Source organism: Streptomyces noursei (assembly GCF_016917755.1).
Classification (GTDB): domain Bacteria; phylum Actinomycetota; class Actinomycetes; order Streptomycetales; family Streptomycetaceae; genus Streptomyces; species Streptomyces yunnanensis.
In genome coordinates this window covers 4,280,524-4,292,756 of the sequence record NZ_CP070326.1, presented here as the reverse complement: position 1 = coordinate 4,292,756, position 12,233 = coordinate 4,280,524, and the positions used below count along the sequence as shown (strand labels likewise).

At 72.8% G+C, this 12,233-nt stretch carries 12 protein-coding genes; 8 read left to right on the top strand and 4 right to left on the bottom strand.

The window, feature by feature from the left end; genetic code table 11:
• Positions 1-3 precede the first annotated feature (3 nt).
• The 3 genes from JNO44_RS18835 to JNO44_RS18825 are packed head-to-tail and all read right to left on the bottom strand — an operon-like array spanning position 4 to position 1,837.
• On the bottom strand, positions 4-978 hold the full coding sequence (locus JNO44_RS18835; protein ID WP_205365366.1) for an ABC transporter ATP-binding protein: 975 nt from the start codon (positions 976-978) through the stop codon (positions 4-6).
• Positions 975-1,319 (bottom strand): transcriptional regulator, encoded by a 345-nt coding sequence (locus JNO44_RS18830; RefSeq protein WP_039635804.1) that lies wholly within the window; start codon positions 1,317-1,319, stop codon positions 975-977. Before JNO44_RS18830 ends, JNO44_RS18835 begins: the two co-directional genes overlap by 4 nt.
• Entirely contained in the window at positions 1,316-1,837 is a 522-nt protein-coding gene (locus tag JNO44_RS18825; protein ID WP_205365365.1) for a hypothetical protein, read from the bottom strand. Before JNO44_RS18825 ends, JNO44_RS18830 begins: the two co-directional genes overlap by 4 nt.
• A 237-nt stretch (positions 1,838-2,074) precedes the next feature.
• Here JNO44_RS18825 and hutU point away from each other — a divergent pair, with 237 nt between their 5' ends.
• The 4 genes from hutU to hutI all read left to right on the top strand — a co-directional run bounded on the left by hutU (position 2,075) and on the right by hutI (position 7,609).
• The gene (gene hutU, locus JNO44_RS18820; protein WP_205365364.1) at positions 2,075-3,757 is read left to right on the top strand and encodes a urocanate hydratase; all 1,683 of its coding nucleotides are present in this window, start codon (positions 2,075-2,077) and stop codon (positions 3,755-3,757) included.
• Positions 3,758-3,774: 17 nt separating this feature from the next.
• Positions 3,775-4,992, top strand: coding sequence for an allantoate amidohydrolase (locus tag JNO44_RS18815; RefSeq protein WP_205370048.1), 1,218 nt, complete (start codon positions 3,775-3,777; stop codon positions 4,990-4,992).
• Complete coding sequence (locus JNO44_RS18810; protein ID WP_205365363.1) at positions 4,983-6,338, top strand: formimidoylglutamate deiminase; 1,356 nt, start codon at positions 4,983-4,985, stop codon at positions 6,336-6,338. The genes JNO44_RS18815 and JNO44_RS18810 overlap by 10 nt, the downstream gene beginning before the upstream one ends.
• 89 nt (positions 6,339-6,427) lie before the next feature.
• Positions 6,428-7,609: an imidazolonepropionase gene (gene hutI / locus JNO44_RS18805; protein WP_205365362.1), complete on the top strand. Its 1,182-nt coding sequence runs from the start codon at positions 6,428-6,430 to the stop codon at positions 7,607-7,609.
• A gap of 139 nt (positions 7,610-7,748) precedes the next feature.
• On the opposite strand, the gene JNO44_RS18800 is transcribed toward hutI, so the two are convergent.
• Positions 7,749-8,687, bottom strand: coding sequence for an RNA polymerase sigma factor SigF (locus tag JNO44_RS18800; protein WP_205365361.1), 939 nt, complete (start codon positions 8,685-8,687; stop codon positions 7,749-7,751).
• Between the two features lie 272 nt (positions 8,688-8,959).
• On the opposite strand from JNO44_RS18800, the gene JNO44_RS18795 reads away from it, so the two are divergent.
• From JNO44_RS18795 to JNO44_RS18780, 4 genes are all read left to right on the top strand, one after another.
• Positions 8,960-9,328 carry an STAS domain-containing protein gene (locus tag JNO44_RS18795; RefSeq protein ID WP_039635822.1) on the top strand — a complete coding sequence of 123 codons (369 nt, stop codon included), beginning with the start codon at positions 8,960-8,962 and terminating at the stop codon, positions 9,326-9,328.
• Positions 9,329-9,499: 171 nt separating this feature from the next.
• Positions 9,500-10,021 (top strand): ATP-binding protein, encoded by a 522-nt coding sequence (locus JNO44_RS18790; RefSeq protein WP_039635826.1) that lies wholly within the window; start codon positions 9,500-9,502, stop codon positions 10,019-10,021.
• A gap of 237 nt (positions 10,022-10,258) precedes the next feature.
• Complete coding sequence (locus tag JNO44_RS18785) at positions 10,259-10,972, top strand: LPXTG cell wall anchor domain-containing protein (RefSeq protein WP_205365360.1); 714 nt, start codon at positions 10,259-10,261, stop codon at positions 10,970-10,972.
• Positions 10,973-10,993: 21 nt separating this feature from the next.
• Positions 10,994-12,172 (top strand): COG1470 family protein, encoded by a 1,179-nt coding sequence (locus JNO44_RS18780; protein ID WP_205365359.1) that lies wholly within the window; start codon positions 10,994-10,996, stop codon positions 12,170-12,172.
• Positions 12,173-12,233 lie beyond the last annotated feature (61 nt).

Below are 12,233 nucleotides of genomic sequence, written 5' to 3'. Positions count from 1 at the left end.
CCCTCATGCTGCTGTTGCCTCCCCCGTCGTGTCGCCGGTCGGGAAGCCGGTCTCCTGCTCGTCGTCCCAGTTCTGCCGGTGCACCATGTGCAGGTAGGTGTCCTCCAGCGTCGGGCGGCGCACCTCCAGGTCCGCGATCGGTCCGGCTGCCTCACGGTGCAGTTCCCAGACCAGGCGGGACGGGTCCGCGGTGTGCTCGCGGCGCGGGCTGCCGTCGGACGCCGTCCAGCGGACCTCGGCCTGCGCGGCGGCCCGCCGGGCGAGTTCGGCCGGGGTGCCGCAGGCCCGGATCCGGCCGTCCACCAGCATCGCTATGCGGTCGGCCAGCCGCTCGGCCTCGGCCAGGTCGTGGGTGGTGAGCAGGATCGTGACGCCCTCCTCACGGGCCAGGCGCTCGACCAGGTCGTGGAAGTCGCGGCGCGCCTCGGGGTCGAAGCCGGTGGTGGGCTCGTCCAGGAAGAGGAGTTCGGGGCGGCCGACGATGCCGAGCGCGACGTCCACGCGCCGGCGCTGACCGCCGGAGAGCTGGTCGACGCGCTTCTCCGCCTGCTTGGTGAGGCCGACCAGGTCGAGCAGTTCGGCCGGGTCGCGCGGGTCCGGGTAGTACATCGCGAAGTGCGTCAGCAGCTCGGCGACCTGCCAGCGGCGGTGGTCGCGCCAGGACTGCAGGACCAGTCCGATCCGGCCGCGCCAGGCGTCGTCGGCGCGCGCCGGGTCGGTCCCGAGGACGCGCACCTCGCCGGCGGACCGCTGCCGGAAGCCTTCCAGGATCTCGACGGTGGTGGTCTTGCCGGCGCCGTTCGGGCCGAGCAGGGCGAAGATCTCGCCCCGCCGGATGTCCAGGTCGACGCCTTTGAGGACGTCGGCGCTGCCGTACGACATCCGCAGGGCGCGGGTCTCGACGACCGGCGCGGCGCCGGCCGGGGCGGTGGGTGTGGTGGTCATCGTGCTGGTCTCCGGGTGTGCGGTCGTGGTCATCGGCCGGCCTCCGCGTGCTGCTGGGGCGTTGCGAGGGCCGCTGCGGGGCCCGCGCCCTCGACGATGGCGCGGAGGGCGGCGACATGGCCGTCGAAGGCGGTGCGGCCGCGGGCCGTCAGTCGCACCTTGGTGCGCCGCTTGCGGCCGCCGCCCTCCTTGCGGATCTCCAGGTATCCGGCCTCCTCCAGCGTGTGCAGCTGTTTGGAGAGCGCGGAGTCGCTCAGCGAGAGGCTGTCGCGGATGAACGGGAAGTCGGCCCATTCCGTGGCGGCGAGCAGGGCCACGACGGACAGCCGGGTGGACGGGTGGATCAGTTCGTCGAATCCCGAGGGAGTGCTCATCGGCGTACCTCCTCATGGACGGTTCTCTGGGGGTGTTCGCCCAGGGCGCGGCTGCGGAGCGGGCTGACCGCCCAGCGGTTGGCCGGGCCGACGAAGAGCAGGAATGCGGCGACGGAGACGGTGGCCTGGATGAGGTTGCCGTAGGGCAGCGCCAGCCATTCGGTCAGGAGGTCGGTGAGGACGATCATGCCGCCGCCGACGACCGCGCCTGCGAAGAAGGTGGCGAAGGTGCGCCAGGTGTACCGCGAGCGGTGCAGCCGCACCCTGGAGCGGCGGCTGCAGAGGACGATCAGGCTGCTCAGGCCGCCGATGTAGCCGGCGAGGATCAGGAGGGAGCCCCAGGTGGGGAGCTTGAGCTCGTAGCTGGCGAGGAAGAGCCACATCATGGCGGCCGTCACATAGGTCGTCCGCTGGTCCCCCTCCGCGCGGCGCTCGACCTCGTCGTACACGCGCTCCTGAGGGACCCGGATGCGCTGGAGATCCTGCCAGGCCTGCTCGGCATCCACTGGTGTCGTCATGTCCTTCGCCTCCCCGTAGACGTGTCGGACGGTCCGTGTCGGACGGACGGTGTGGGGATCGCCGGCGGCGCCCCCGTACAACTTTCCTACTGGGAAAGCTAGCACTCGGCTTTCCCGTCCGGCAAGTCGAAGTGGCCGGTTGGGGAAAGCTCTCGCCGCGCCCTGTTGACTAGCGGTATTCAGTCGAGCAAGACTGTGAATAGGTCAATCCATTTAAGAGTCAGGGAGGCACGGCCCATGTCGGGACCGCGACCCGTGCGGGCACCGCGCGGTACGGAGCTGAGCGCACGGGGATGGCAGCAGGAAGCCGCGCTGCGCATGCTGCAGAACAACCTCGATCCGGAGGTGGCCGAGCACCCGGACAAGCTCGTCGTCTACGGCGGCACCGGCAAGGCCGCCCGTGACTGGCGCTCCTTCGACGCGATGGTGCGCACCCTGACCACGCTCAAGCAGGACGAGACGATGCTCGTCCAGTCCGGCAAGCCGGTCGGCGTGATGCAGACCCACGAGTGGGCCCCGCGGGTGCTCATCGCCAACTCCAACCTCGTCGGCGACTGGGCCAACTGGGAGGAGTTCCGCCGCCTGGAGGCCCTCGGCCTCACCATGTACGGCCAGATGACGGCCGGTTCGTGGATCTACATCGGCACCCAGGGCATCCTCCAGGGCACCTACGAGACCTTCGCGGCGGTCGCGGCGAAGCTGCATTCCATGGGTAAAGGGGTCGGCGGGACGCTGGCCGGCACCATCACCCTCACCGCCGGACTCGGCGGCATGGGCGGCGCCCAGCCGCTCGCCGTCACCATGAACGACGGCGTCGCGATCTGCATCGACTGCGACCCGCGCGCCATCGAGCGCCGCATCGAGCACCGCTACCTCGATGTCAAGGCGGACAACCTCCAGCACGCCCTGCAGCTCGCCGTCGAGGCCCGCGACCAGCGCAAGCCGCTCTCCATCGGCCTGCTCGGCAACGCCGCGGAACTCCTCCCGCAGATGCTCGCCGACGGCGCCCCGATCGACATCGTCACCGACCAGACCAGCGCCCACGACCCGCTCGCCTACCTGCCCGTCGGCATCGACTTCGCCGACATGGCGGCCTACGCGGCCGAGAAGCCCGCCGACTTCACCCGGCGCGCGCGGGAGTCCATGGCCAAGCACGTCGAGGCCATGGTCGGCTTCATGGACGCCGGCGCCGAGGTCTTCGACTACGGCAACTCCATCCGCGGCGAGGCCCAACTCGCCGGATACCAGAGGGCGTTCGCGTTCCCCGGCTTCGTCCCCGCCTACATCCGGCCGCTCTTCGCCGAGGGCAAGGGGCCGTTCCGCTGGGCGGCGCTGTCCGGCGACCCGCGGGACATCGCCGCCACCGACAAGGCGATCCTCGACCTCTTCCCCGAGAACGAGTCGCTGGCCCGCTGGATCAAGTTGGCGGGGGAGCGGGTCCACTTCCAGGGCCTGCCCGCGCGCATCTGCTGGCTCGGCTACGGTGAACGCGACAAGGCCGGCGAGCGGTTCAACGAGATGGTCGCCGACGGCACCCTGAAGGCGCCGCTGGCCATCGGCCGCGACCACCTCGACTGCGGCTCCGTCGCCTCCCCGTACCGCGAGACCGAGGCCATGAAGGACGGCTCCGACGCGATCGCCGACTGGCCGCTGCTCAACGCCATGGTCAACGTCGCCTCCGGCGCCTCCTGGGTCTCCCTGCACCACGGCGGCGGCGTCGGCATGGGCCGCTCCATCCACGCCGGACAGGTCACGGTCGCCGACGGCACCGCGCTGGCCGGCGAGAAGATCCGCCGGGTGCTCACCAACGACCCCGGCATGGGCGTCATCCGGCACGTCGACGCCGGCTACGAGCGCGCCGACGAGGTGGCCGCCGAGCGGGGCGTCCGCATCCCGATGCGCGAGGGCGAGGGCGAGTGACCTCCTCGTTCCACGAGATGTGGGAGGAGTTGCGGCCGCTCGGCCGCGACTCCTCCTCCGGGGGCTACCGCCGCTTCGCCTGGACCGGCGCGGACACCGACTGCCGCGCGTGGTTCCGGGCCCAGGCCGAGGCCCGCGGACTCGCCTACGAACTCGACCGCAACGGCAACCAGTGGGCCTGGCTCGGTGTGACCGGCCATCAGGACGTCGCCCCCGGCGAGGCCGTCGTCACCGGCTCGCACCTGGACTCCGTCCCGGACGGCGGCGCCTTCGACGGCCCGCTGGGCGTGGTCTCCTCCTTCGCCGCGCTCGACGAGCTCCGGGGGCGGGGAGCGGAGCCCACCAGACCGCTGGCGATCGTCAACTTCGGCGACGAGGAGGGCGCCCGCTTCGGGCTGGCCTGCGTCGGCTCCCGGCTGTCCGCCGGCGCGCTGACCGCCGAGGCCGCGCACCGGCTGCGGGACGGCGACGGCGTCACCCTCCCGCAGGCCATGGAGCGCGCCGGCCACGACCCCGAGGCGATCGGCCCGGACCCGGAACGGCTCGCCACCATCGGGGCGTTCGTCGAACTCCACGTCGAGCAGGGCCGCGCGCTGGACCTTTCCGGGGACCCGGTCGGCATCGCCTCGGCGATCTGGCCGCACGGCCGCTGGCGGTTCGACTTCCGCGGCGAGGCCAACCACGCCGGCACCACCCGCCTGGAAGACCGCCGCGACCCGATGCTCTCCTACGCCGCGACCGTGCTCGCGGCCCGCGAGCAGGCCCGCCTGACCGGCGCCCTGGCCACCTTCGGGAAGGTCAGCGTCGAACCGAACGGCGTCAACGCCATTCCCTCGCTGGTCCGCGGCTGGCTGGACGCCCGCGCCGCCGGCCAGGACACCCTGGACACCGTGATCACCGGCATCGAGCGGGCCGCCGCCGAGCGGGCCGCCCGCGACGGCGTCGACCTCGACGTCGTCCGCGAGTCCTTCACCCCCGTCGTGGAGTTCCAGCACGCCCTGCGGGACGAACTGGGCGCCCTCCTCGGCAAGAAGAGCGAGCGGCCGGTACCGGTCCTGGGCACCGGAGCCGGACACGACGCGGGTATTTTGTCCGCAATCGTCCCGACGGCCATGCTGTTCGTCCGCAACCCCACCGGCGTCTCGCACTCGCCCGCCGAGGCGGCCGCCGAGGACGACTGCGTCGCCGGGGTCACCGCACTCGCCGACGTACTGGAGGGGCTGGCGTGCCGCTGACGCCACAGGCAACACCGACGACCTACTGGCTCGAACACGCCTGGCTCGGCACGCACGTCGAGCCGGGCGTGACCGTGGAGGTGGCGGACGGGCGGATCACGGCCGTCCGCACCGGGACGCCCGCACCGCCACCGGGAGCCGAGGCCCTCCACGGGCTGACCCTCCCGGGCCTCGCCAACGCCCACAGCCACGCCTTCCACCGCGCCCTGCGCGGCACCGTCCAGGTCGGCAGCGGGACCTTCTGGACCTGGCGCGAGGTGATGTACGGCGTCGCCGACCGGCTCACCCCGGACAGCTACTACGCCCTCGCCCGCGCCGTCTACGCCGAGATGGCGCTCGCCGGCATCACCTGCGTCGGCGAATTCCACTACCTCCACCACGCGCCCGGCGGCACCCGCTACGACGACCCCAACGCGATGGGCCGGGCGCTGCTCGCCGCCGCCGACGACGCCGGCATCCGGATCACCCTCCTGGACACCGCCTACCTCTCCGCCGGCTTCGGCGACCGCCCCAACCGGCACCAGCTGCGCTTCTCCGACGGCACCGCGGACGCCTGGGCGGAGCGCGCCGACGCCCTCAAGGGAGCCGAGCACGCCCGGATCGGCGCCGCCGTGCACTCCGTACGCGCCGTCCCCGCCGAGGAGTTGGGCACCGTCGCCGACTGGGCCCGGCGGCGGGAGGCGCCGCTGCACGTCCACCTCTCCGAGCAGACCGCCGAGAACGACGCCTGCCGGGCGGCGCACGGCCGCACCCCCACCCAGCTGCTGGCCGACCACGGGGTGCTGGGCCCGCGCACCACGGCCGTGCACGCCACCCACCTCACCGACGAGGACATCGCCCTGCTCGGCGGCAGCGCCACCGGCGTCTGCATGTGCCCGACCACCGAGCGGGATCTCGCCGACGGCATCGGCCCGGCCGTGGCGCTCCAGGAACAGGGCAGCCTGCTCTCCCTGGGCAGCGACAGCCACGCCGTCATCGACCTGCTCGAAGAGGCCCGCGCCATGGAGCTGAACGAGCGGCTGCGCACCCGCACCCGGGGCCACTGGACCGCCGCCGCCCTGCTGCGCGCCGCCACCGCCGACGGTCACGCCGCCCTGGGCTGGGACGACGCCGGCACCCTCGCGCCGGGCGCGCTCGCCGACCTCACCACGATCCGGCTGGACTCCGTACGCACCGCCGGACCGCTGCCCCGACTGGGCGCCGAGACGGCCGTATTCGCCGCCACCGCGGCGGATGTGCGACACACCATCGTGGGTGGTCGGCAGATCGTCCGTGACGGGACGCACACGCGCGTGCCCGACGTGCCCACCGCCCTCGCCGACGCCATCGCCGCCGTGCGCGGCTGACCACCCCCACCCTCCACCAGCTACCGCTGGAAGGTGCCCCCAGGCCGCCCGGCCCGCGCCGCCCGCGGACGAAGGAGAACACCCCCGCGATGACGACGACCTCCGCGCCGACCACCGCCATCACCCACATCGCCCAGCTCGTCACCAACGACCCCTCCCTCGGTGAAGGCCCCCTCGGTCTGATCCAGGACGCCGCGGTCGTCATCGACGGCGACCGCATCGCCTGGGTCGGTCCCTCAAGCAAAGCACCCGCCACCGACAACGCCGTCGACGCGGCCGGCCGGGCCGGTCTGCCCGGCTTCGTCGACTCCCATTCGCACCTGGTCTTCGCCGGCGACCGCACCGAGGAGTTCAACGCCCGGATGTCCGGGCGCCCTTACTCCGCGGGCGGCATCCGCACCACCGTCGCGGCCACCCGCGCGGCCGCGGACGACGCGCTGCACGCCAACGTCGCCCGCTACCTCGCCGAGGGCCTGCGCCAGGGCACCACCACCCAGGAGATCAAGTCCGGTTACGGCCTCACCGTCGAGGACGAGGCCCGCGCGGTGCGGATCGCCGCCGCCCACACCGACGAGGTCACCTTCCTCGGCGCCCACATCGTCTCCCCCGACTACGCCGACGACCCGGCCGGCTACGTCGAGCTGGTCACCGGCCCGATGCTGGACGCCTGCGCCCCGCACGCCCGTTGGGTGGACGTGTTCTGCGAGCGCGGCGCCTTCGACGGCGACCAGGCGCGTGCCATCCTCACCGCCGGTCAGGCCAAGGGCCTGGTGCCGCGGGTGCACGCCAACCAGCTCGGCCACGGCCCCGGCGTCCAGCTCGCCGTCGAACTGGGCGCCGCCTCCGCCGACCACTGCACCCACCTCACCTACGCCGACATCGACGCGCTGGCCCAGTCCGACACCGTCGCCACGCTCCTGCCGGGCGCCGAGTTCTCCACCCGCGCCAAGTGGCCCGACGCCCGCCCGCTGCTCGACGCCGGTGCCACCGTCGCGCTCTCCACGGACTGCAACCCGGGCTCGTCCTTCACCAGCTCGATGCCGTTCTGCATCGCGCTGGCCGTCCGCGACATGGGGATGACGCCCGACGAGGCGGTGTGGGCGGCGACCGCGGGCGGCGCCCGGGCGCTGCGCCGCGAGGACGTCGGCCGGATCACCCCCGGCGCCCGCGCCGACCTGCTCCTGCTGGACGCCCCGTCCCACGTCCACCTCGCCTACCGTCCGGGCGTGCCGCTGGTGACGGACGTCTGGCACAAGGGCGTTCGCCTCTGAGGGCGGCGCCACGCGGCGCCACGCGGCGCCGGGCGCACCCGCCGGCAGACGCACAGAGGGCCCGTCCCGGACGATTCCGGGGCGGGCCCTCGTGTGCACGGGCGTCCGCCGACCGCGGGGCCGGCGCCGACCGCGGCGGCTAGTCCTCGATCATCAGGCCCTTGCGGAGCCGTACGAGGGTGCGGGAGAGCAGCCGGGAGACGTGCATCTGGGAAATGCCCAACTCCTCGCCGATCTCGGACTGCGTCATATTGGCGACGAATCTCAGCGAGAGGATCTTCCGGTCCCGCGAGGGCAGTTCGGCGATCAGCGGCTTCAGCGACTCGACGTATTCGATGCCTTCGAGGCCGTTGTCCTCGTAGCCGATACGGTCGGCCAGCGCGCCCTCGCTGTCGTCCTCCTCGGGCTGGGCGTCCAGCGAGCTCGCGGTGTAGGCGTTGCTCGCGGCCATCCCTTCGACGACCTCGTCCTTGGTGATGCCGAGGCGGTCGGCGAGTTCGCCGACCGTGGGTGCCCGGTCCAGCTTCTGCGCCAGTTCGTCGCCCGCCTTGGCCAGGTCCAGGCGGAGTTCCTGAAGGCGCCGGGGAACCCGCACCGACCAGCTGGTGTCGCGGAAGAAACGCTTGATCTCGCCGACGATGGTCGGCATCGCGAACGTCGGGAATTCCACGCCGCGGCTCAGCTCGAAACGGTCGATCGCCTTGATCAGACCGATGGTGCCGACCTGGACGATGTCCTCCATGGGCTCGCTGCGGGAGCGGAACCGGGAGGCCGCGAACTTCACCAGGGCGAGGTTCAGCTCGACCAGGGTGTTGCGGACGTACGCGTATTCGTGGGTGCCTTCTTCCAGCGATTCCAGGCGCTCGAAGAGGGTTTTCGACAGGGCCCTCGCGTCCACCGGACCCACTTCGTCGAACGGTGGGATCTCGGGCAGGCCGTCGATGTCGGGCACGCCCACCGGCTCGGTGGCCGCGGCGTGCGGCTGGGAAGGAATGTGACCGGTCACATCGGACCGGGGTGTCGACGATGCGGGGCTCTGCTCGTCCTCGATACGCAATTCGTCGAGCCGGGGTGACATGTGTCTCCTCCATCGTTCTCGGCATATGGCTGCCGAAGCCTCTGCGTGAAACTGCGGTGTGCGGCGCCTCCAAAGCCGGCCGTTTCGAATGTGTCCTTCTACGCCTACCTGGCTTCGCCGGAAGAAGGCAAGTGCGCGATGTCCGGAATTCAGCGCTATGCACTTTCTGCGGCTACCGACGGGCGTCAGGAAGGCGTAGGGTTCGACGCGCGCAGTCGTAAGCAACGTCGCCACGAAAACAGTCGTCTAGGCAGCAAGAGGGGTGCGCTCGCATGGACCGCGGGACGGTCGGCAGTGCAAGCCGGGGTCGGCTTCATGTCGAGATCCGCCATCACGGCGCCAGCGCGGTCGTGACCGTCGCGGGTGAGTTGGATCACCACACCGCGGATCTGCTGCGGGAATCGCTGGAAGGCTGTGTCGACGACGGATACGCACGCCTGGTGGTGGATTGCTCACCTCTTGAATTCATGGACTCCACCGGTCTGAACGTGCTGCTCGGCGCCCGACTGAAAGCGGAGGCCGCGGGGGGCGGTGTCCACCTGGCCGGCATGCAGCCGGTGGTGGCCCGGGTGTTCGAGATCACCGGCGCGGAGGCGGTTTTCACGGTGCACGACTCACTCGACGCGGCCCTGGCCGACTGACCGGCCGCGACGTCCGGAAGGATGCGTTCCGGGCGCGTAGTCGGTATCACAACTTCCGTACCCAAGAAGTGGGTGTTCTCACGGTCCGGTCGGGCAGGAGACACCTGAATCCGTTGAATCAGTCAGGTATCTGTTGTCCGTGAACAGGCGAATCGGTGAGGTGAAGCGCTGATGAGCACCACCCGGCCGTACCCGCCGGGCGATCTCGGCCCGGAGCCGGTCCCCCATAGCCTGAGTGGCATGGGTGGTGCCCCCACCGCCGGCGCCTCGTCCGCCGTCCCGTCGGGGCAGATCCGCCGGCTGCGCCTGGCGGACACCCGGGGTGCCGTGGCGCGGGCCCGCGACTTCGCCCGGGAGGCGCTGCACGACTGGGGCTGGCTGCCGGCCGCGACCGCCGATCAGCGGGCCGCGGCCGAGGACGTCCTGCTCGTCGTCTCCGAGCTGGTGACCAACGCCTGTCTGCACGCCGAGGGCCCGGAGGAGCTGCGGCTGCGCTGCGCGGCCAAGGTCCTCCGCCTGGAGGTCAGCGATCTGGGCGCGGGCTCGCCGGCGCCGCGCAGCCCGCACCGCCCGGGGCGTCCCGGCGGCCATGGCATGTTCATCGTGCAGCGGCTGTGCCTGGACTGGGGCGTGGTGCGCAACGCCGACGGCGCGGGCAAGACCGTCTGGGCGGAGCTGGCCGCCCCCTCCTGAAGGGGCGGCGAACGGGGAGAGGTGGAGAGCGCGGGCCCACGGGCCCGCGCCGTGTCGTTTCCGGGGCCGTTCGGGGCAGGGGCGCGCCCCCTTCCGGACGGGATCCGGCCGATGCCTCGTATCGGGGCTGTGCGGTGCCTTCCCTCGACAACCTCCCGGGCGTACCTTGAGCGCCCAATCTGATGTGCCGTCAGTAATATCCGGCGGCGCGCCGAACCCGAAGAAGGGGAAATCAAGGTGGCCCGCTTCCACGCACAGCACGGCAGGCGGCCGCGGCGGGCGGCCGGGCTGGCCGTGGCCGCGGCGACGGCGGCCGGATCGGCGGTGCTGTTCACCGCGTCCGCCGCGCACGCCGAGGTCGTCGACGTGAACTACCAGTGCAAGACGCCGATCGGCAACAAGGGCGCGGTCTCGCCCATAGACATCAAGGGAACGCCCAGTGGGGGCGCGTACAAGCTGGTGATGTCGTTCCAGAAAGGCGTCTCCTCCAGCCCCGTCGAACTGGGCAAGGGCGCGATGAAGCCCAGCGCGCTGATCCAGCTGGGCGGTGCGGAGAGCGGCACCGTGCAGGTCAGCGGGGCGCCCAACGACCAGGCGATTCCCGCGAACACCCCGATAAAGATCAGCGACCTGAGTGGTACGTACACCCCGAAGGCCGGCGGGAAGGTCACCTTCACCGCCTCCACGCTCACCATCAAGGCGCTGGGCACCACCACCACCTGTACACCGAGCAACCACCCCAAGCCCTCGCTGACCCTGGACGTCAAGGGCAGCGGTGGTTCGGGCGGCAGCGGGGGCTCCGCGGCGGCGGGCGGTTCGACCGGCGGCGGCCAACTGCCGCAGACCGGACCGGCGGACTCCGCCCTCGCACTGGGCACCCTCGGTGGCACCGTCCTGCTGGCCGGCGCGGCCGGAGTGCTCTGGCTGACCCGCCGTCAGCAACGCGTCTGAGACGGCTGACGGGAGCCGCCGATGCCGTTCCGTCCCCGCACCGTGGCCGCCGGCGCGGCCCTTGCGGTCGCCGCCGTCCTGCTGTGCCCCGCGGCGGCCGAGGCCCGGCCGCCCACCGCGGCACGGGCCGGGCCGCCGACCGCCGCCGCACCGGGCTGGTCCGCCGCACCGACCGGGGCCGCCCGGACGGCCTTCTACCTGGAGGGCCCGCCGGGCACCGCCCTCACCGACCGGCTGGCCGTCCGCAACCCGACCGGCCGGCCGCTCACCGTGCGCCTGGCCGGTGACGGCGGCGTCGACGGATGGCTCGCCTTCGGCACCCCGGAGGTGACGGTTCCGCCGCGGACGCAGGCCAGCGTGCCGTTCACCGTGACCGTGCCGGACACCGCCGCCCCCGGTGGCCATCCCGGTGGGCTCACCGTCACCGGGACGACGCCCGGCGCGCGGACCCGGATACCGATACGGCTGCGGGTGACCGGCCCCGCGCTGTCCGCACTCACCGTCGAGCAGGTGTCGGTGACCCGCCGGGGGAGCGCGGCGCTGATCCACTACACCCTGGTCAACCGCGGGAACACCGCGCTCCGGCCGCGGCTGGAGGTCCGTGCCGACGGCCTCTTCGGGCCGCTGCTGCGCCGGCCCGCCCGCACCCTGCCGGACGTCCTGCCGCCCGGAGCCCGCGCCGACCGGACCGAGACCTGGCCCGATCCGCCGGCCCTGGACGCGGTGGACGTCCGGCTCACCGCGACCGCCGCGGCCGGCGCGCGGGACAGCGCCACCGCCCGGTACACCGCCGCCCCCTGGGGCGCGGGCGTCGCGCTGCTCCTCCTGGCGGCGGGCGGGGGCGGCTGGGCGGTGGTGCGACGCCGGAGACGCGCCGGCCGCGAGGGCCGCGCGGACGGTGACGCGCCGGACCGGCCCGGGCCGCGGCCGACCGACGGCACACGGCGGACGAGCGCGACGACGAGCGGAAGAGAGACGAGCGGAATAGAGGGGACAAAGGGGGCGCAGGGGGCGCAGGGAAACGCGTCGGCAGCGGTGGCACCGGCAGCGGACGCACCGAAGGCGAACGGGGCGAAGGCGAACCGGGCGAAGGCGCCGGCAGGCGAAACGGTGCGCGGGACGGCGACGCGCGGGACGGCGACGGGCGGGGCGACGGACACCACGACGGTCGCGAGGACGGGATCAGGGGTGCGCGGGTGAACGGTGAGAGCGGCGAGCACGGCGGGACGGGCGAGCAGGGCGCGGGCGGCGGGCACGGTGC

Coding starts and splice junctions, on each gene's coding strand:
- JNO44_RS18835 (WP_205365366.1), bottom strand. CDS start 978: ATGACCACGACCGCACACCCGGAGACCAGCACGATGACCACCACACCC.
- JNO44_RS18830 (WP_039635804.1), bottom strand. CDS start 1,319: ATGAGCACTCCCTCGGGATTCGACGAACTGATCCACCCGTCCACCCGG.
- JNO44_RS18825 (WP_205365365.1), bottom strand. CDS start 1,837: ATGACGACACCAGTGGATGCCGAGCAGGCCTGGCAGGATCTCCAGCGC.
- hutU (WP_205365364.1), top strand. CDS start 2,075: ATGTCGGGACCGCGACCCGTGCGGGCACCGCGCGGTACGGAGCTGAGC.
- JNO44_RS18815 (WP_205370048.1), top strand. CDS start 3,775: ATGTGGGAGGAGTTGCGGCCGCTCGGCCGCGACTCCTCCTCCGGGGGC.
- hutI (WP_205365362.1), top strand. CDS start 6,428: ATGACGACGACCTCCGCGCCGACCACCGCCATCACCCACATCGCCCAG.
- JNO44_RS18800 (WP_205365361.1), bottom strand. CDS start 8,687: ATGTCACCCCGGCTCGACGAATTGCGTATCGAGGACGAGCAGAGCCCC.
- JNO44_RS18795 (WP_039635822.1), top strand. CDS start 8,960: ATGGACCGCGGGACGGTCGGCAGTGCAAGCCGGGGTCGGCTTCATGTC.
- JNO44_RS18790 (WP_039635826.1), top strand. CDS start 9,500: ATGAGCACCACCCGGCCGTACCCGCCGGGCGATCTCGGCCCGGAGCCG.
- JNO44_RS18780 (WP_205365359.1), top strand. CDS start 10,994: ATGCCGTTCCGTCCCCGCACCGTGGCCGCCGGCGCGGCCCTTGCGGTC.